At 74.4% G+C, this 19,013-nt stretch carries 17 protein-coding genes; 9 read left to right on the forward strand and 8 right to left on the reverse strand.

The features are described 5' to 3' along the window. Nucleotide 1: 1 nt before the first annotated feature. The 3 genes from ACSLTV_RS32090 (at nucleotide 2) to ACSLTV_RS32100 (ending at nucleotide 833) form a co-directional block, all read left to right on the forward strand. Nucleotides 2–124 (forward strand): hypothetical protein, encoded by a 123-nt coding sequence (locus ACSLTV_RS32090; protein WP_432133699.1) that lies wholly within the window; start codon nucleotides 2–4, stop codon nucleotides 122–124. A gap of 196 nt (nucleotides 125–320) precedes the next feature. After that, on the forward strand, nucleotides 321–593 hold the full coding sequence (locus tag ACSLTV_RS32095; RefSeq protein ID WP_432133698.1) for a DUF1918 domain-containing protein: 273 nt from the start codon (nucleotides 321–323) through the stop codon (nucleotides 591–593). 27 nt (nucleotides 594–620) lie between these two features. Next, on the forward strand, nucleotides 621–833 hold the full coding sequence (locus ACSLTV_RS32100; protein WP_432133697.1) for a hypothetical protein: 213 nt from the start codon (nucleotides 621–623) through the stop codon (nucleotides 831–833). A 132-nt stretch (nucleotides 834–965) separates the two neighbouring features. Here the strand turns inward: ACSLTV_RS32100 and ACSLTV_RS32105 are convergent, their stop codons facing one another. Together ACSLTV_RS32105 and ACSLTV_RS32110 are read right to left on the reverse strand one after the other, a co-directional pair. Further along, nucleotides 966–1,838, reverse strand: coding sequence for a universal stress protein (locus tag ACSLTV_RS32105; RefSeq protein WP_432133696.1), 873 nt, complete (start codon nucleotides 1,836–1,838; stop codon nucleotides 966–968). A 126-nt stretch (nucleotides 1,839–1,964) separates the two neighbouring features. Continuing rightward, on the reverse strand, nucleotides 1,965–3,080 hold the full coding sequence (locus ACSLTV_RS32110; RefSeq protein ID WP_435613393.1) for a hypothetical protein: 1,116 nt from the start codon (nucleotides 3,078–3,080) through the stop codon (nucleotides 1,965–1,967). A 616-nt stretch (nucleotides 3,081–3,696) separates the two neighbouring features. Between ACSLTV_RS32110 and ACSLTV_RS32115 the strand changes: the two genes are divergently transcribed. The 4 genes from ACSLTV_RS32115 to arcC all read left to right on the forward strand — a co-directional run bounded on the left by ACSLTV_RS32115 (nucleotide 3,697) and on the right by arcC (nucleotide 8,610). Beyond that, nucleotides 3,697–5,157, forward strand: coding sequence for an amino acid permease (locus tag ACSLTV_RS32115; RefSeq protein WP_432133694.1), 1,461 nt, complete (start codon nucleotides 3,697–3,699; stop codon nucleotides 5,155–5,157). Between the two features lie 57 nt (nucleotides 5,158–5,214). After that, the gene (locus ACSLTV_RS32120; protein WP_432133693.1) at nucleotides 5,215–6,471 is read left to right on the forward strand and encodes an arginine deiminase; all 1,257 of its coding nucleotides are present in this window, start codon (nucleotides 5,215–5,217) and stop codon (nucleotides 6,469–6,471) included. A gap of 133 nt (nucleotides 6,472–6,604) precedes the next feature. Beyond that, nucleotides 6,605–7,606 carry an ornithine carbamoyltransferase gene (gene argF / locus ACSLTV_RS32125; RefSeq protein ID WP_432133692.1) on the forward strand — a complete coding sequence of 334 codons (1,002 nt, stop codon included), beginning with the start codon at nucleotides 6,605–6,607 and terminating at the stop codon, nucleotides 7,604–7,606. Nucleotides 7,607–7,674: 68 nt separating this feature from the next. Next, complete coding sequence (arcC, locus tag ACSLTV_RS32130; RefSeq protein ID WP_432133691.1) at nucleotides 7,675–8,610, forward strand: carbamate kinase; 936 nt, start codon at nucleotides 7,675–7,677, stop codon at nucleotides 8,608–8,610. 91 nt (nucleotides 8,611–8,701) lie between these two features. On the opposite strand, the gene ACSLTV_RS32135 is transcribed toward arcC, so the two are convergent. The 5 genes from ACSLTV_RS32135 to ACSLTV_RS32155 all read right to left on the reverse strand — a co-directional run bounded on the left by ACSLTV_RS32135 (nucleotide 8,702) and on the right by ACSLTV_RS32155 (nucleotide 15,820). Beyond that, on the reverse strand, nucleotides 8,702–10,150 hold the full coding sequence (locus ACSLTV_RS32135) for a DUF5933 domain-containing protein (RefSeq protein WP_432133690.1): 1,449 nt from the start codon (nucleotides 10,148–10,150) through the stop codon (nucleotides 8,702–8,704). A 315-nt stretch (nucleotides 10,151–10,465) separates the two neighbouring features. Next, entirely contained in the window at nucleotides 10,466–10,924 is a 459-nt protein-coding gene (locus tag ACSLTV_RS32140) for a MarR family transcriptional regulator (RefSeq protein WP_432133689.1), read from the reverse strand. A gap of 285 nt (nucleotides 10,925–11,209) precedes the next feature. Then, nucleotides 11,210–13,348 carry a TerD family protein gene (locus tag ACSLTV_RS32145; RefSeq protein WP_432133688.1) on the reverse strand — a complete coding sequence of 713 codons (2,139 nt, stop codon included), beginning with the start codon at nucleotides 13,346–13,348 and terminating at the stop codon, nucleotides 11,210–11,212. 201 nt (nucleotides 13,349–13,549) lie between these two features. Further along, nucleotides 13,550–14,938 (reverse strand): MFS transporter, encoded by a 1,389-nt coding sequence (locus ACSLTV_RS32150; protein WP_432133687.1) that lies wholly within the window; start codon nucleotides 14,936–14,938, stop codon nucleotides 13,550–13,552. Between the two features lie 138 nt (nucleotides 14,939–15,076). Next, a complete protein-coding gene (locus tag ACSLTV_RS32155; RefSeq protein WP_432133686.1) occupies nucleotides 15,077–15,820 on the reverse strand; it encodes an ArsR/SmtB family transcription factor in 744 nt (247 codons plus the stop codon). Between the two features lie 77 nt (nucleotides 15,821–15,897). Here ACSLTV_RS32155 and ACSLTV_RS32160 point away from each other — a divergent pair, with 77 nt between their 5' ends. Next, nucleotides 15,898–17,172, forward strand: a complete 1,275-nt coding sequence (locus ACSLTV_RS32160) for an MFS transporter (protein ID WP_432133685.1) — start codon at nucleotides 15,898–15,900, stop codon at nucleotides 17,170–17,172. Nucleotides 17,173–17,303: 131 nt separating this feature from the next. On the opposite strand, the gene ACSLTV_RS32165 is transcribed toward ACSLTV_RS32160, so the two are convergent. Next, complete coding sequence (locus tag ACSLTV_RS32165) at nucleotides 17,304–18,383, reverse strand: hypothetical protein (RefSeq protein WP_432133684.1); 1,080 nt, start codon at nucleotides 18,381–18,383, stop codon at nucleotides 17,304–17,306. A gap of 187 nt (nucleotides 18,384–18,570) precedes the next feature. Here ACSLTV_RS32165 and ACSLTV_RS32170 point away from each other — a divergent pair. Further along, nucleotides 18,571–19,013, forward strand: a 443-nt coding sequence (locus ACSLTV_RS32170) for a PPC domain-containing DNA-binding protein (protein ID WP_432133683.1), incomplete at its 3' end; no start/stop codon positions are given.

The raw sequence follows: 19,013 nt of genomic DNA on the forward strand, positions 1-19,013 counted from the left end.
GATGCGAAACGACCAAGCGGCGGGCGCCGGCACGGCCACCTTCGGCATCCCCACCGTGCTGACCACGGTGACGGTGTTCGACGCCTTTCCTCCGGCGGAACCACGCCGCCGTCGGGGACGGTGAGTCCGAACTGCCCGGCGCCGACGGCGAGACGGATGCCGACAGTGCTCGCCGTGCCGACGGCGGGCCCCGCACCGGTCGCGCTCCGGGCGAGCCGGACCGTCGAGGGGCCCACCGGACGCGTCCCGGGGACCAAAGGCCCCTGCCCCCCGGGTGGCCGCGGGCCTTCCATGGAACCGACACAGGAGGCGAGCACGACATGAGCGCAGCCACGTCCACGAGCAAGGCTCCCCGGTCCGCACCCGCGGTCACGGCCGAGACGACGGGCCTGAGCATGCGGGCCCGAGTCGGCGACGAGATCGTCGTACGAGGCACCGGCTCCGGCGTCGTCACCCGGGACGGCGAGATCGTCGGCGTCCACCACCCCGACGGCAGCCCGCCGTACGACGTGCGCTGGTCGGACACCGGACGGGTCACCCTGTACTTCCCCGGGCCCGATGCGCACCTGAAGCATCTGGCGCCGGGCGACTGAGCCACGACCGCCGGGGAGATGCCGGTCATGCGGCACCGCGGCGACTTCTCCGCGGGCGGGGACGCCCGCGCGCGCCCGGGGTGCGGCGCCGTTCTCCCGCCGCGGCGCCGGGCGTCGCACACCGCGGCGGCGGGACGGCAGAACGACGGGGACACCGGGGCCGGGCGGGGGTGGCTGCGGCTGCCCGGGGGAGGCCGGCGGCGGGTCGACACGATCAGGGTGCGCCGGCTGTTCGGCTGACGGCCACGAGGCGGACCGGCCCTCGGACCACCCGGACCGGCCCTCGGACCACCCGGGCCGGCCACGGGCCGGGTCCCGCGACCCGGGATGCCTTGCGGGCCCGGCCGGCCACCGTCTCGTGCCGGGACCGCCTCACGCCGGGACCGTGATGACGGGGCAGCGGGCGTGGTGGAGGACGCCCTGGCTCACGGAGCCCAGCAGCATGCCGGTGAACCCGCCGTGCCCGCGCGTGCCCACGACCAGGCCCAGGGCGTTGTCCGCGGCCTCCGTCAGCACCTGCACCGGGTGGCCGCGGACGACCTCGTGGTGCAGCCGCACCTCCGGGCGCGTCGCGGCGCGGCCCGCGACCGTCTCGGACAGCACGCGCCGGCACTCCCCTACCGCGGCGTCCTCGTCCAGGACCCCCAGCAGCGGGGGGTGCCACGCGTACAGGGCCCGCAGGGACGCTCCGCGCAGGGCCGCCTCCTCGAACGCCACGTCGACCGCCGCCGCCGAGTGCGGGCTGCCGTCGACGCCGACCACGAAGTACCCGGGCTCCTGCGGGGCGTGCTCCGGCTCCGGCACGACCACCACGGGGCAGCTCGCGTGCGCGCTGAGCGGCAGTGCCACGGCGGCGGAGGTGAACAGTTCCCGCCGCCGGCTCAGGTGCCAGGAGCCCACGACGACCAGGGCGGCGTTCTCCGCCTCCTCGCGCAGGACCCAGGCAGGTTCGCCCTCCGCCAGCCGCGCCGACACCTCGACCGCGGGCCAGCCGGACTCGACGAACGCGACCGCTTCCCCGAGGACGTCGTCCCCGACGCGGTGCAGCGCCCGGTTCCACTGCTCCCAGGACGGCCGTGTCTCCCCCGACCGGTAGCCGGGCGTCGGCACTCCCTGGGCGTGGACGAGCCGCAGGGGCAGGCCGCGCCGGGCCGCTTCGCCGGCGGCCCAGGCGAGCGCCAGCCGCTTCCCGGGATCGGGGTCGACCCCCAGAACGACCGGCCGACGGCCTCCCGCACCAGTCATGAACGCCTCCCGGACTCCCTCGCAGGCAGGTGGGCTCGTGGGCGTCTCACGGGGTCGCGTGGACGCTCCGACACGGTGGCCGGGCCGGAGCACGGCCTCCGGCCGCTCCCACCCGGCCGTCTCTCCCTACGGCCAGTGTGGGCTTCCCGCACCCGCGCTGCACGCCGAGGTCCGCTCGGCGCCGTACCGGGCGGCGGCCGCCGTCCAGTGGGCGTGTTCGCGGGCGGCGGTCAGCCAGGTGGCCAGGGCGCGGGTGCGGGCCGCCCGGGCGGCGGGGTGCCGCCGGCAGCGAACGGCCAGATCCTGGCCCACGGTGTGCAGCAAGGCCAGCAGCCGGGCCTGCTCGCGGTCGGCCTCCCCGTGGCGGGGGGACCACTGGGGGCCCGTGTGCCGGGCCGGGCCGCCGCCGAGGAGGAGCCACGGGGCCTCCAGGGCGAGGGGCAGCGCGCCGACCGGGACACCGGGGAGGTGCGCCGGCCCGCGCGGGCCGGGCGGTGGCGCGAGGACGCGCTCCCGTACCCGCCGCTGCACCGGGGAGTCCGGGGGGCGGGCCGCGCCGCCGGCGAGCCCCGGCCGGGCGGCCGCCAGGAGCACGCGGATGGTTGCGCAGACGGCGTCCGCCTCCTCCAGCACCGGGACCAGCCGGTCGGCGGGGCAGCCGGATGCGGCCAGGGCTGCCGCGGTGCCGGGCAGACCGGCGGACGCGGCGAGCAGGGCGGTCCGGGTGGTCAGCACCCGGGCCAGGTCGGGGGCCGCGTCCGGCGAGGGCCAGCAGTAGAGCGGCAGCAGCGCACCGGGGACCAGCAGGTCCGACGGCCGGCAGGGACGGCCGGTGCGGCCGCCGGGCTGGACCGGCCGCCAGTTCCAGGTGGTCAGCACCGGGCCCACCGGTACGGTCGGCCGCCGGTACAGCCGTAGGCAGAGCGCCTGCCACAGGCGCGTCACCCGCTCCGGGGGGACGTCGGGCGGCCGGTGCGCCGGGCCGGCGGCGAGGTCGGGCCAGTCGCAGCACAGGCCGACGACGGCGAGCCGCAGCAGCGCCCCGCCGGCCACCTCGCGCGGAGCCCGCTCGCAGTCGGCCGGGCCGGCCGGCAGGGCGGCCGACTGCGCCCACCGCCACAGCCACCGCCGGGCGTCGGCCGTGCGCTCCTCCTTGAGCAGGTGCCGCGCCGGCTTGTCGAGCACCGACCACGGAGCCGGCAGCCGCAGGCTGGGGCTGACCGGGGGAAGCAGAGAGAGCACTGAGCCACCTCCTGTGCGGGGGGCGGCCGTTCCTTGAGGTCTCCCCCGACTCTCGGATCAACCGTCCCGCGGACGAGCCCGTCTGCCGCCGCCTCCCAGGTCCCTGCCGTGTGGGCTTCCCGGACCGGAATCCCGGGGACCTTCGGACCGTCCGGGCGTGTCAGGGCCTGCCACCGCCATCGAGGCCGGTCGTATACGTATTCACCTTCCCCTCCGGGGACGCCGTCCGTCCGGCGCCCCACTCCGTGCATGGGTATGCCGGTGTCCGCACGAGGCGCCCGGACACCGGGGCGCGTCCGGCGCCACCACCGCATAGCCATCCGCCTGCCCGGCGACCGAGCCGACGGCGACGCCGGCACCGCCCCGGGCCGGCGACACCGTACCTATGCGGCCGACCGGATGGGCACCGGGCGGCGATCCGGTCGGCCGCACGTCCCCGGTCCCGCGCCGGGCGCCGACGCCGCCGTCCCCGGGCACGGACGCCACGGCCCGCACCGCCGCAGACTGGCGGCGCCCCACAGAGCCGGCACGGACGAGAGCCGGGACGGAAGAGAGCCGGGACGGACGGCGCGACGGACAAGCGCCGCAGACCCGTTCGGGCCGGAACGGAGAAGACATGACGACGACGTCATCACCCGCGGAGAGACCGGCGAGCCCACCGGCCGGATCCGCGAAGCCCGCTGACAGCCCGTCGGCCGGCCTGGGACTGCCCGCGGCGACGGCCCTCGTGGTCGGCTCCATCATCGGCACCGGCATCTTCCTGCTGCCCGCGACCATGGCGCGGTACGGAACCGTCAGCCTGGTCGCCCTGCTCCTGGTGACGGTCGGCGCACTCGCCGTCGCCTCCGTCTTCGGCAAGCTGTCCACGCGCATCCCCGGCTCCGGCGGCCCGTACGTCTACGCCCGGCACGGCCTCGGCGAGTTCCCCGCCTTCCTCAGCGCCTGGTCGTACTACATCACGGTGCTGGCGGGCGACGCCGCGATCTCCGTGGCCTGGGTCGGCTACGTCAACTACTTCCTGCACTGGGACAGCAAGCCCGGTCAGGCCGCCCTGGCCGTCGTCGGCGTCTGCGTCCCGACACTCGTCAACCTCGCCGGGCTGCAGCGGGTCGGCTTCGTCCAGACCATCGTCACCGGCGCGAAGTTCCTCATGCTGCTGTTCGTCGCGGTGGTCGGCCTGTTCTTCCTGAAGGCCGCGAACTTCGGCCCGTTCATCGCCGACGGCGGCTCCTGGATCGGCGCGATCTCCTCGGCCGGTGCCGTGGTGCTGTTCGCCTACTCCGGTGTGGAGACCGCCGCCATCGTGGCCAGCCGGGTGCGCGACCCGGAGCGCAACGTCTCCCGCGCCGGGATCTACGGCACCCTGGCCTGTGCGCTGGTCTACTTCCTCAGCACGGTCGTCATCTTCGGCACCGTGCCGCACGACCAACTGGTCGACTCCTCGGCGCCGTTCGCCGACGCCATGGTCAACATGTTCGGCGGCGCCTGGGGCGGTGTGGTCTCCGCGCTGGCGGTGCTGTCCGGCCTCGGCGCGCTGATCGGCTGGGCCACGGTCTGCGCCGAGGTGCCCTACGCGGTCGCCAAGGACAGCCTGTTCCCGCGGGTGTTCGTCAAGCAGAGCCGCAACGGGGCGCTCTGGGCCGCGCTGCTGATCTCGCTCGCCCTCAAGGTGACGCTGATCCTGGTCAACTACGCCGGTGCGGCCGACGTGTTCGAGACGGTGGTGCTGCTCACCACGCTGACCACGGCCATCCCGTTCCTGCTCGGCACGAGCGTCCAGCTGTTCTGGCTGATCGCCAAGGGGCGGAAGACGTCGCGGACCTTCGTCCGTGACCTGGTCGTCGCCGTGTTCGCGGTCGCCTTCTCCTTCTGGCTCATCTACGGCTCGGGCCGGGACGCCGTGTTCAGCGGCACGTTGATGGTCTTCGCCGGAGTCGTCGTCTACGTCTGGGTCAAGGGCCGCCGCGGTGAGTACGGCGCCCGGCCCGAAGCGGTGCCGGAAGCCGCCTCCGTCCCGGTGGAGCCCGCCGCTCCCGACCCTGTGCGGCCCGCCGCACCCGACGCGGACGCCGGGTGACCCGCCCGGCCCCGCCGTTCCCCGAACCCGCCCCGAGAACTCAGAAAGCGAGACCCCATGTCCTTCCACGTCGATTCCGAGGCCGGCGTCCTGCGCCAGGTGATCCTCCACGAACCCGGCCTGGAGATGCAGCGGCTCACCCCCGCCAACAAGGACGGTCTGCTCTTCGACGATGTGCTGTGGGTGCCGCAGGCCCGCGAGGAACACCGCACCTTCCAGCGGACGCTGCGGGAGGCCGGCGTCCGGGTGCACCTGCTCAAGGACCTGCTGACCGACACCCTCAAGCAGGACGGCGCCCTCGACTTCGTCCTCGGCCGGGTGCTGGACGAGCGGCAGGAACGGATCGGCGGCAGCCTGTCCGGGCCGGCCCACGACGTCCTGTACGACCTGCCCGCCGACACCCTCGCCGACCATCTGATCGGCGGCATCAACAAGCGGGAGTTCAAGGCCCTCGCCGGGACGGCCGTCCCCCGCACGCTGGGCCTGGAGGCGCTGGCGGACGACGACTTCCTCCTCATGCCGCTGCCCAACCACCTGTTCACCCGGGACACCTCGTGCTGGCTGTACGGCGGCGTGTCCGTCAACCCGATGACGATGCGGGCCCGCCGACGGGAGACCGTGCACTACGAGGCCGTCTACCGCTTCCACCCGATGTTCGCCGGGCAGGACATCCCGCTGTGGAGTCCGGGCGAGGCGCAGGCCCCCGCCTGCATCGAGGGCGGCGACGTCGAGGTGATCGGCAACGGGGCGATCGTGATCGGCCTGAGCGAGCGCACCACGCCGGCCGGTGTGGACCTCGTGGCCCGCTCGCTGTTCACCGCCGGCGCCGCGGTCCGCGTCATCGCAGTCGAACTGCCCAAGGCCCGCTCGTGCATGCACCTGGACACCGTGATGACCATGGTCGACCGGGACGTGTTCACCCTCTACAGCGAACTCGACCCGGCCACCCTGCGGTCCTGGACGCTCACCCCGGGCGGCGGCCCCACCGGCCTCACCGTCCGGGAGAACCGGTCCTTCTTCGACGAGGTCGCCGACGCCCTGGGCCACCGGTCGGTCCGGGTGCTGCGCACCGAGCAGGACTCCTACGCCGCCCAGCGCGAGCAGTGGAACGACGGCTGCAACGTGCTGACCGTCAGCCCCGGCAAGGTCATCGCGTACTCCCGCAACGAGGTCGCCAACCAGATGCTGCGCGACCACGGCGTCGAGGTGCTCACCGTCCCCGGCTCCGAACTCGGCCGCGGCCGGGGCGGCCCGCGCTGCATGAGCTGCCCCATCGAGCGCGACGCGGTGGACGCCACGCCCACCGGCCCCTGACCGCGGCCTCGGCCCCGTACCTCGGCCGCCCCTTCCCTTCGGGCCCTCCCCTTCGGACCCTCCCCTTCGGGCCCTTCCCTCAGCCCCTTTCCCGCCTCGGACAGCCCGCACGACCCACCCAGGAGACACCGCCATGGCCGCCAACCTGCGCCACCGCAACTTCCTCAAGGAACTCGACTTCACCCCGCGCGAGTTCACCTCCCTCATCGACCTCGCCGCCGACCTCAAGGCCGCCAAGCGGGCCGGCACCGAACGCCCCCGGCTGGTGGGCCGGAACATCGCGCTGATCTTCGAGAAGACCTCCACCCGCACCCGCTGCGCCTTCGAGGTCGCCGCCCACGACCAGGGCGCCCATGTCACGTACCTCGACCCGTCCGGCTCGCAGATCGGTCACAAGGAGTCCATGAGGGACACCGCGCGGGTGCTGGGCCGGATGTACGACGGCATCGAGTACCGGGGCAGCTCCCAGGCCCTCGTCGAGGAGCTCGGCGCGTACGCCGGAGTGCCGGTCTGGAACGGGCTCACCGACACATGGCACCCCACCCAGATGCTCGCGGACATGCTGACCATGCGGGAGCACTCCGGCAAGCCGCTGAACCGGATCTCGTTCGCCTACCTCGGCGACGCCCGCAACAACCTCGGCAACTCCCTGCTGGTCACCGGCGCCATGCTCGGCATGGACGTCCGGATGGTCGCCCCGGGGCAGCTGTGGAGCGCCCCGGAGGTCTTCGAGGAGGCGGCCGGGATCGCCGAGCGCACCGGAGCGCGGCTGACCCGCACCGAGTCCGTGCCCGAGGGCGTGGCCGGGGTGGACTTCCTCTACACCGACGTGTGGGTGTCCATGGGTGAGCCCAAGGAGGTCTGGGACGAGCGCATCGCCCTGCTGAAGCCGTACCAGGTCGACTCCGACGTGGTGAAGGCCACCGGCAACCCCGACGTCAGGTTCCTGCACTGCCTGCCCGCCTTCCACAACCGGGAGACCAGGGTCGGCGAGGACATCTTCCGCAAGACCGGCATGACCGCCCTGGAGGTCACCGAGGACGTCTTCGAGTCCGAGCGGTCGGTCGTCTTCGACCAGGCCGAGAACCGGCTGCACACCATAAAGGCGGTCATGGTCGCCACCCTCGGCGACTGACCCGCGCGGCCCGCCCCGCCTCCACCCCAGCCCCTCACTCCACTCCACTTCACTCCCTAGGGAGAACCATGCGCGTTGTCGTAGCCCTCGGTGGAAACGCCCTGCTGCGGCGCGGGGAACGCCCCGACGCCGACGTCCAGCTGGCCGGCGTGCGCCGGGCCATGCGGGCCCTCGCCCCGATCGCGGCGGAACACCAGCTCGTCGTCACCCACGGCAACGGCCCCCAGGTCGGCGTCCTGGCCCTGGAGAGCGCCGCGGACGCCTCGCTGAGCAAGCCGTACCCCTTCGACGTCCTCGGCGCCGAGACCCAGGGCATGATCGGCTACTGGCTGCTGCAGTCCCTGCAGAACGTCCTGCCCGGCCGTCAGGTCGCCGCCCTGCTCAACCAGACGCTGGTGTCCGCCGCCGACCCCGCGTTCGCGAACCCGACCAAGTTCGTCGGCCCCGTCTACGGCGAGGAGGAGGCCAGGGCGCTGGCCGCGCGGCACGGCTGGACCGTGCGCCGGGACGGCGAGTACTGGCGGCGCACCGTGCCCTCGCCGAAGCCCCGGCGGGTCGTGGAGACCCGGCTGATCCGGCAGTTGCTGGAGTCCGGGGCGACCGTGGTCTGCGCGGGCGGCGGCGGCGTACCGGTGATCCGGGACGAGCACGGCCGGCTCACCGGCGTCGAGGCGGTCGTCGACAAGGACCTCACCGCCTCACTGCTCGCCGAGACCCTGGAGGCGGACGCCCTGCTCCTGCTCACCGACGTCCCCACGGTGATGCGCGGCTACGGCACCGCGCACGCCGAGCCGGTCAACAACGCCACCCCGGCGCAGCTGCGCGCCGAGGACTTCCCGGCGGGCTCGATGGGCCCGAAGGTGGAGGCGGTGTGCCGCTTCGTGGAGACCACGGGCGACATGGCCGCGATCGGCGCCCTGGAGGACGCGGCGGACATCCTGGCCGGCAAGACCGGCACCGTCGTCACCCCGAGTGGCTTCTATCCCGAACAGGGCCACTTCTGAGGTGATCGTCACCGGCGCCGTTCGCCCGGCCCGCCCACCGAGCGCGCCCCGCCCGGTTCAGCACGGACCCGCCGGACCCGGCCGGCCCCGCTCAGCCGGCCGTGGGGACCGCCTCGTCGGACGCGTTCTCGTCGGGGTGCGGCTGCCGCTGGCGGATCACTTCGACGCCGGGCTGTGCGGGCTGCGCCGCCGGTACGGGTTCCGGCTTCCATCGGGCGGTGGTGCGGACGTAGCCGACGATCACCGAGACCATGGCGAGGATCAGCAGCGGCCCGGCCAGCCAGGCGTACTCCGCCATCTCCAGCGGAAGGTAGCGGTACGACAGCAGCATCGCGGCGAAGACCGCCGTGCCGTGGGCCACGAGCAGGGTGGCCGACCGGTCCCAGCCCCGGTCGAGCGCGCGCAGACCCGCCTCGATCGTGATCGCGAAGACGACGCCGGCGACGAGGTCCGCGCCGTAGTGGTAGCCGAATCCCAGGGTCGCGGTGAGGGTGGCGATCAGCCAGAACGTGCCGGCGGCGCGCAGGACGCGCGGACCCCGGCGGGTGTGGATGAAGATCGCGGTCGCCCACGCCGTGTGCAGGCTGGGCATGCAGTTGCGGGGGGTGATCGTGTCGAAGGGCATCGGGTGCGGGGTGGTGACCGGCGTCGGTGTGTCCGGCCACAGGTCGGCGACCGCCCACGGCTCGGTGGACGGCGTCGGCGGCCACAGGTGGGCGAACGCCCAGTGCTCGTTTCCGGTGCCGAAGGCGTAGATCGGGCCGACCACCGGGAAGATCATGTAGATGGCGGGCCCGAGGAGCCCGATCACCAGGAACGTCCGCACGATGTAGTGGCCCGGGAAGCGGCGCTCGGTCGCGACGTCGCGGAGCTGGTAGAGGGCGACGACGACCGCGGCGACCGCGAGCTGGGCGTAGACGTAGTTGAGCGCGTGGGCGCCGACCGTGCCGCTGGCGGTGAGCGCCCGTCCCACCAGCCACGACGGGTTGCCCAGCGCGTGGTCGGCCGTCGCCACGTACTGGTCGAGCACCGTCGGCCGGGTCGCGGACGTGATCAGCAGCCAGGTGTCACCCGTCTTGCGCCCTGCCACCAGCAGCAGCCCCAGACCGGCGCCCTTCAGCAGCAGGGTGCGGTCCGGGCCCGTGCGGCGCGTGAGGGCGACGACGGCGCAGCCCAGCATCGCCCACAGCGCGCCGTTGCCGAAGGGGTGACCGGCGGTCAGGTCGGCGCCGACCGCCCACCGGACCGTGAGGAAACCCACGTCGACGGCTACCGCCGCGCCCACCGCGATCAGCCGTTCCCGCCGCGTGAGCACCACCAGCATCAGGGCCATCGCCGCGTACAGGGCGAAGCCCGACTTCGGCGGGAGCACCAGCTCCCGGCCCAGGCTGGTGAGCGGACCCCGGAGGTCGTAGTGCCGGGCGGTCGTCTCCAGCGCGACCAGGAACCCGAGGACCACCGCGCTCGCCGTGGTCCACAGGACCACCCGTGTCCGGCGCACCGCGGGGTGCGGGTTCGTGCGGCGTATTCGGGAGAGCAACCGCGATGCTATGGGTATCAATTTTTCGGCCGATGGTGAGAGGTGGGGGTCGGGGCGGGTCGCCTGTCGCGCTGGACGCCCCGTCGTTCCGGCGGAGGACTGTGGAGGACGGGGCGATGTTCGGGCGTACGTCGTGAGTTCGGACATGTTATCGGAGGGGCGCGGACGGGCTCCGGACTCGTCCGTCACCCCTCGGGGCAGCGCGGTTCGCCGGCCGACCGCCGGGCTCGTCCAGCGCCTCCCGGGCATCGCGGTTCGCCGGCCGCCGGGCTCAGCCGTCACCCGCGGGACGGCGCAGGTCGTCGGCCGCCGGGCTCAGCCGTCACCCGCGGGACGGCGCAGTTCGTCGGCCGCCGACCGGTAGGCCTCCGTCGCGCGGGCGAAGTAGTCGAAGAGGACGTCGCGCTGTTCCGGCGTGTAGCCCGCGAGGATCTCGGCGGCCTTCCGCCGCGCGGGCTCCAGGACCCGGTCCAGCTCGGCCGGCTCGCCCAGCGGCTCCACGACGACCTTGCGCCGGTCACCGGGATCGGGGGCGCGGCGGGCGTACCCGGCCTGCTCCAGCCGGTCGATCAGCCGGGTCGTCGGACCGGTCGTCAGCCCCGTGCGCGAGGCGAGTTCGCCGGGGGACATCGGCCCGGACAGCCGAAGGATGTTCAGCGCGTACAGGTCGGTGGCGCCGAGGCCACAGGCCCGGGCCCCGGCCTGGCCGTGCAGCGTCACGGCGCTCAGATACCGGCGGTGGACCTCGCTCGCCTCGTCTCCCGTGAGCGGCATCGACAGGGCCCTCCCCCTCCATAATCCCCGCTCCGAAGAAGAGACATCTCTGATGCAGTCACTTCTTGCGCGCACTTACATCGCCCGCGAAGCTACCACAGGGGGTCGCGACGACCACCGCACAGGTCAACGGCACGGTCCGGGCGCTCCTCGCCAAGAGCTTGCTCAGCGGAAGGCCGCCCGCGTACGGGCCGTACGCGGGCGGCATCCCAACGTGGCGAGGTGCCGTGCCAGGCATCGCGGCGCGGCGGGAACGCGCGACAGGCCCGGGTGGGCGCCGGGCCCTCAGCCCCTTCCGCGGTCCGCCGCGTCGGCCGGCCGCCTCGGGGACGGCCGGTCCAGCCGGGCGACCACGGTCGCGTAGAAGCGGTGCACGGCGTCGTCGACGCTGCGGATGAAACCGGACTCGGCGTTGCCGCGGGTGCTGCCCATGCCCTTGAAGAGGGAGAGCCGGAAACCGGTGATCCGCACGCCGTCCTTGGGGAGGAGGTCCGCGGGCTCGGGCCGCAGCCGCTCCAGGGTGCCGCGCGGCCCGCCCTCCTCCCCCTCCACCACGGTCTCGACATGCAGGTCGGCAGGCGCCTCGGCCAGCCGGCGCACCAGCCGTTTCGCCCAGCTCAGCGGGTATCCCTGGTCCGGCGCGGGCACCTCGATACAGGTGCGCAGCTTGCCTGTGCGCAGGTCGGCGATCACCGACACGACTCCGGGCGTGCCCTCGATCCGCAGTTCCGCGTCGAGCCGTCCCTCCAGGCAGAGCCGGTCGGCCAGTTGTGCCCGGCGCTCACGCGGGTCGCTGCCGCGCTTGGAGCGCAGAACCGGCAGCACCTTCTGCCCGAGTTCACCGCCGAGCCGGAGACAGACCTGGCGGATGAGCCGTTCCCAGCTCTCCACCACCTCCAGGGCGCGGGGGTCGCCCTTGCAGAGGGTCTCGTCGTCGATCCCGTTGCGTACGGGGACCCAGGCCGCTCCCATGTTCTGGAAGCCGTGGCAGCCGGAGTTCTCGTGCTGAAGGTAGTGGAGCAGTTCCTGGAGCAGCCAGGCGTGCGCCAGGTTGCCGACGCCCTCGTGCCGGATCAGCATCTGCGCCTGGTGGGCGACCTCGGCCCAGGACAGGTGCCAGAGCGCCACCTTGTGCTTGCGCCGCCGGTCGATCCTGACGTCGACCAGCGGGCTCCCTTCGAGCGCGACGTCGTTCGACAGGGTGATGACGGCCTCGTAACCCCGGCGGGCGGCGATGTCCATGTACGCCTGCACCTGCTCGGGCTTCAGGGCGTTGCCGTTGGTCTTCGTCTCGACCAGCGCCGTCCACAGCTTGCCCGCCCGCTCGACGCGGATGACCCCGTCAGGCCGCCGCGGGGTGTCGCCGTGCGGCAGCGAGACCTCGGTGAACGTCTCCACACGGCCCGCCGGTGCGCCGAACCCGGCAATGAGCCTCCGGCCGAACTCCGGGATCTGAGCCATCACCGACAACAGGACGGACGTGGCCCGTGTCTCGCGGTCCCGGTCGCTCTTGAGCGCGGACACCGGGAAGAGCCTGGCCTGCCTCCAGGAGTCGTTCTCCGCCAGGGACTTCTTGACCACCTTCGGCAAGGTGACCTTCTTCTTGGCGGTACGGGGCCGCGCGGACGCCGCTTTGCCCGCTGCCGTGTCCTCCTCGGGCCGCCGGGGGGCCGGGACGGCGCCCAGCGCCGGCTTCCCGGGGGAGCCGGACGGCCGATGGGGCCGGGGTCCGGTGTCCGGTCCGGGGGTCGAGGCCGACGGATCTGCCGGGACCGTCGGGGCGCAGAGGGCGGAGGCGGGGGCGGGAGGGTTCGGTGGGGCGTCGTCCGCCGCGCTCTCCAGCGCCTCTTCGGCTTCCTCTGCCTCCTCGGCCTCCGCGTCGTCGTCGATGTCGACGCCGAAGTCCGTCGCCAGGCCCGCCAGACCCGCCTCGTAGCCCTGGCCCACGGCACGCAGCTTCCACTCGCCGCCCCGGCGGTAGAGCTCGCCGAAGATGAAGGCGCTCACCGAGTCCGCGTCGTCGATGGCGAACCTGATCAGTCCCTCGCCGGAGCCGTCGGTCAACGTCAGCCGCAGGTCGGTCAGTTCGTCGAAGCGGGCCCCCTCGTACCGGCTCGCGGCGACCACGATCCGGGAGATGTCCTGCGGAACCGCCGTCAGGTCGAAGCTGATCCGGTCCCTGTTACCGCTCCCCGTGGGCGCCTTGCCCAGCAGCTGTACGCTCCCGTCGGCGGCCACCGGGTTGTTGTAGAAGTAGAAGTCCGTGTCGCTGCGCACCTTGCCGTGCGCGTCGAGCAGCAGCACGGAGACATCCGCGTCACCCTCCCCGGTGGGACTGCTCCAGTCCAGACTCACGATCACGGAGTCGATGTCCCCGCTCAGGGTCGCCAGCCCCACATTGGCGCCCTTGGTCAACTCGTACACGGCCCCACCCCCACTCGCGCACGCCGGACACGGGTCGCTGTGCCTCACCTTTCGCGAGCGGACCCGGTGTGACGTGCCACACACTCAGTACTCAGCGGCACCTTAGTACCCAGCCTGTGCCGTCCGTGGCCGTCCGGCGGAAACGGGCCGGACGGCTGCCGGAGAGTGGCACGTGGTCGGTCGGCCGCCGGGGTGCGGCGCTCAGCGGCGGCTGGCCGTGGCGGCGATGGACGGGAGGACGGAGAGGGCGAGGACGCCGCCGGTGAGGGCGAGGGCGGGGTAGCTCGCGGCGGCCACGACGGCGCCGGAGGTCAGGCCGCCGGTGGTGCCGGCCACGGCGATGGAGACGTCGACCAGGCCCTGGGTCCGGGCCCGGGTGGCCAGGGGCACGGCGTCGGTGATGATCGCGGTGCCGGACACCAGGCCGAGGTTCCAGCCGAGCCCGAGCAGAGCCAGCGCGAGGGCCAGCGGGGCGACGGAGTCGCCGGGCGCGGCGGCGGCGAGGAGACCGGCGGCCAGCAGCGTGACGCCGGACGCGGCGGCGACGGCGACGGGGCCGTACCGGTCCACGAACCAGCCGGTGAGCGGCGACGGCAGGTACATCGCCCCGACGTGCACGGCGATGACGAAACCGGAGGCGGCGGTGGTGTGGCCGTGGTCGTGCATGTGGACCGGCGTCATCGTCATGATCGCGACCATCACCAGCTGAGTGACGATCATGATGAGGGCGCCCAGGACGACGGTGGGGCGACGGCGCTCGGCTCCTGCGGGTGGCGCGGGCGCGGCGGCCGGCGTGGGCGCCGCAGTTGGCGAGGGCGTCGCGGGCGGCAGGGGCGGCGGGTCCTGCCCGGCCTCCGCCGCCTGCGCGGCTCCCGCCGACCCCACCGCCTCCGCCGCCTCCACCTGCCTCGCCGCCACCGTCGCCTGCTGTTGCCCCCGGTCGTCGAGGGTGCGGGCGAGCAGGAGCGGGTCGGGGCGGAGCCACACGGCGAGGACGGTGGCCGCCAGCGCGTAGGCGACACCGGCCAGCAGGAAGGGCCCGGCCAGGCGCGGCATGCCGAGGGCGTGGGCGAGGTCGCTGGTGGGTGACGCCAGGTTGGGGCCGACGACGCCGCCGAGCGTGGTGGCGACCAGGACGGTCGAGACGGCGCGGGCCCGGTGCGCCGGGGCGGCGAGGTCGGCCCCGGCGTACCGCGCCTGCAGGTTGGTGGCGGTGCCGGCGCCGTAGACGAACAGGGCGAGGAACAGCAGGACGGGACTGTCGGCGACGGCCGCCACGATGACGGCGGCGGCGCCCACCGCGCCGGTCAGATACCCGGCGGCCAGCCCCGGTCTTCGCCCGCGCGCCTGCGAGACCCGCCCGACACCGACCGCGGCGAGCGCCGACCCGGCGGTGAACAGGGCGCTGGGCAGCCCCGCGAGCCCCGTCGAGCCGAGCATGTCCTGGGCGAGCAGGGCCCCCACGGTGATCCCGGCGGCCAGTCCGGCGCCGCTGAGGACCTGGGAGACGACCAGGACGGTGAGGATGCGGCGCTGTGCCTCGGGGTGCCGGGCCGTTATGTCGCTCTCGGCGGGAGCGGTGCTCGTCACGGGGCGGGCTCCTTCACGGGGCGGGCTCCTTCACGGGGATGAGCGGGAGGGGTTGGGGGCCGGCAGGAAGGCGGGGGAGGAACGGGGAGGGGAACGAGCGAGGGTGGAAGGAGGGACACGGGCGAGGGGCGGGGGGCTTCAGGTCGGGTCCGCCGCCGTCTCCACCGGCAGTTCGGCCAGGCGCCACTCCAGCATGCCGTCGTGGAGGCGGATCGCCCGTCGGCCGCGGTCGGCGAGCAGCCGCACCGCGTCGTGGGCGAGCACGCAGTACTCGCCCCGGCAGTAGACGACGATCTCCGCGCCCTCGGGCAACTCCCCGATGCGGTCGGCCAGTTCGCCGACGGGGATGGACAGCGCGCCGGGGATGTGGCCGGCCCGGTACTCCTCGGCCGGCCGTACGTCCAGCAGCACCACGTCTCCGGCCGCCACCCGGACCCGCAGGTCCTCCCGGCGCAGCTCCGCCGCGCCGTCCGCACCGAGGTACGCCGCACGGGCCGGGGTCACGGCCGCCCGGTGGGTCTCGGTGACCTTGCGCAGCAGCGCGAACAGCCGGGCGACGTCGTCCCCGGCGAGCCGGTAGTGGATGCGTACGCCCTCCCGCCGCGTCGTCACGAACCCGGCCCGCTTGAGGGTCTGCAGGTGCGCCGAGGCCGTCGTCAGGTTCAGCCCGGCGGCCCTGGCCAGCGAGTCGACCGTGCGCTCGCCCTGCGCCAGCAGGTCCAGCAGCTCCAGTCGCTTCCCGCTGGCGAGCGCCTTGCCGCCGACCGCGAAGGCGTCGTAGAGCCGCGCCTTCGCGTCCGCCCTGCCCTCGGCTCCCGCTCGGGCCGCTCCGGCTGGTCCGGCCGCTCCCACTGGTCCCCTTGCTCCCATCTCATCCTCCATAAATCCATGGAATATCGTAGAGGCGATCGTGGCGCAAGAGAAGCGCGCCGAAGGAGCGAGAAGGAGGCGAGCACGGCATGGGCGTCGCCGAAGGAGCGGCCGGCATCCGGCTGGGCCTGCGTGCCAACCTGCCCCAGTTCGTCCTGCTCGTCGCGGTCAACGCCCTGGTCGGCGGCGTACTCGGGCAGGAACGCGTCGTGCTGCCGCTGCTCGCCGACGAGGTCTTCCGGCTCTCCGCCTACACCGCCGCCCTCACCTACATCGCCGCCTTCGGCGCCACCAAGGCGGTGACCAACTTCTTCGCCGGTGCGCTCTGCGACCGCTACGGCCGCAAGCCGGTCCTGGTGGCGGGGTGGCTCGTCGCCCTGCCCGTGCCGCTGCTGCTCATCTGGGCCCCGGCGTGGGGCTGGGTCGTCGGCGCGAACGTACTGCTCGGCGTGAACCAGGGGCTGACCTGGTCCACCACCGTCATCATGAAGATCGACCTGGTCGGCCCGGAGCGGCGCGGCCTCGCCATGGGCCTCAACGAGGCCGCCGGATACGGGGCGCTGGCCGTCACCGCTCTGGCCACCGGTGCCATCGCCGCCCACGCCGGACTGCGCCCCGAGCCGTTCCTGCTGGGCATCGCCTACGCCGCCCTCGGCCTCGGCCTGTCGGCCCTGGCCGTCCGCGAGACCCGCGACCACGCCCGCCTGGAGGCCGTACGCCACCGCCCCGACCGCCCCGGCCACCACGGGGACCTGACCACCGGCCGGATCGCCTGGCTCACCAGCGTCCGGGACCGGGCGCTGTCCGCCGCCAGCCAGGCGGGGCTGGTCAACAACCTCAACGACGCGCTCGCCTGGGGCGTGTTCCCCCTGCTGTTCGCCGCGCACGGCCTGTCGGTCGCCCGCATCGGCGTCCTCGGCGCCCTCTACCCGGCCGTGTGGGGGCTGGGGCAGCCGGTCACCGGATGGTGGTCCGACCGCGTCGGACGCAAGCACCTCATCACCGCCGGCATGCTGCTGCAGGCCGGGGCGATCGCGCTGGTCGCCCTCGGCACCACGTTCCCCGTCTGGGCGACCGCGCAGGTCCTCCTCGGGGCCGGCACCGCGCTCGTCTACCCCACGCTGCTCGCCGTCATCGGCGATGTCGCCCACCCGGCCTGGCGGGCCCGCGCGGTCGGCGTCTACCGGCTCTGGCGCGACGGCGGCTTCGCGGTCGGCGCCCTCCTGGCCGGGGCCCTCGCCGACGCCTACGGCCTGACCAGCGCGATCTGGGCCGTCGCCGCCCTCACCGCCGCCTCCGGCCTGCTCGTCGCGACCCGCATGTACGAAACCCACCCGCGCCCCGCGCCGCCCCCGCGCGCCTGACCCGCCCGACGGACCGTGCGGGCGCGGCCGGCCCGGGCGCGGCCTCAGTCGCCGCCGCCGTCACCACTGCCGCCTCCGCCGCCGTCACCGCCGTCCGTACCCCAGCCGTCGCCGCCGGCCCGGCCGCGGCCTCAGTCGCCGCCGCCGTCACCACCACCGCCGCCGCCGTCACCGCCGTCACCGCCGAATCCGCCCCCGCCGCCGTCACCGCCGTCGCCGCCGTCCGCGCCCCACCCGTCGCCGCCGCCGGACTCGTTGTCCTGGCCGTCGCTGCCGAGGTTGCTGAACCAGGGCCGGTCCCAGGCCCAGTCGGCGGCGAGCGGCTCGCCGGTGGCCGCAGGGCGGCGCTGCGACGGGAAGCGCGCGTGACCGGTGGTGTCGCCGAGCCCGAAGGCGACGGAGAAGACCTGCGCCATCACCGCGTCCAGCGGATCGGCGCTCTCGTACCGCACGGGGGCCAGCGGCAGCAGGACCTCGCCCGGATCGAGCGCGGGCCGGCGCGCCGGACGGGTCAGCAGGGCGACGCGTCGCCCGTCGCGCAGCAGCCAGGAACTCAGGGCGTCCTCCCGCCGCAGCACCCAGTGCGCCTGCCCGGGCAGCCGGACCTCCACCGTGCTCTTCGACTTGCGCAGCTTCTTGCGGAGACTGAGCTGCGCCGTCGCGTCGCCGACGGTCAGCCGCAGGCCCTTGGCGGGCTGCGGCGAGTCCCGGTCGAAGCGGTGCGGCGCGCGGAGCCGTACGACGGGGGCGTGCGGCCCCCAGACATCGACGCGGACGAGGCGGCGGTCCACGGCGACGGTGACCGGCCCGGCGGGGCCGGAGGCGTACCGCCGCGCGATCCACAGGGGCACCCCCTCGGCCCGGGCGCGGTCCGCGAGGGCCCCGACCTGGTCGGGGCCACCGCACCGCCGTACCGCCAACTCGCCCAGCGCGCGGGCGAACTCGGCGGCCTGTCGCACCTTCACCGGGGTGGCGCTGCCGGTGACCCGGGTGACCGGCACCACCCCGGTCCCCTCCGCCAGCCGCTCCAACGGGCGCTCCGCGCCGCCGCCCCCGAGCCAGTGGCCCCGCAGGTACGCCTCCGCCATCGCCGCGAGGTTCAGCTCGTCGAGCGGCGTGACCCTGCCGCCCCTGCGCAGCCCTTCCTCGGCCAGCTCCACGACCCGCGCCAGCGGATTCCACGACCGCTCCTGGTAGAGCACCTCGCTCACAGCCACCCCCGTACGCGCCTACGACCGGGCCACACCCTCGCACAGCCTGCCCGTCCCGGCGAAGCCTCCGGCGGCTGCTCCGCGTGAGCGCCTGCCCCGCATGAGCGCCCACCCCGCCGAGGGGCTCCCGGCGCGGGCGGGCGCCGTCGGCGGCGTGGCGCCCCGGCGGCCGGGTACTCGCGGGGGCATGAAGTGGCAGAAGGTGCAGGGAGCACCCGGTGCGGTGTTCGTCGTGGTGCTCGACGAGGGGGAGGAGGCCGTCGGCGCGCTCACGCGGTTCGCCCGGGAGCAGTCACTGGGGGCGTCGCAGGTGACCGCCGTGGGGGCCTTCTCCCGGGCCGCGGTGGGCTGGTTCGACCGCGGGGAGAAGGACTACCGGAGAATCCCGGTCGACGAGCAGTGCGAGGTGCTGTCGCTGCTCGGCGACATCGCCGTGGGCGAGGACGGCCCGACCCCGCACCTGCACGCCGTACTGGGTCTCTCGGACGGTACGACCAGGGGCGGGCACCTGCTGGAGGGGCGAGTGTGGCCGACGCTGGAGGTCATCGTGCGGGACAGCCCGGCGGCCCTGGCCAAGACCCACCGCCCGGACCTGGGCCTGGCGCTGATCGACCTGCCGGACCAGCACAC

This window comes from Streptomyces sp. bgisy159 (assembly GCF_965341775.1).
Classification (GTDB): domain Bacteria; phylum Actinomycetota; class Actinomycetes; order Streptomycetales; family Streptomycetaceae; genus Streptomyces.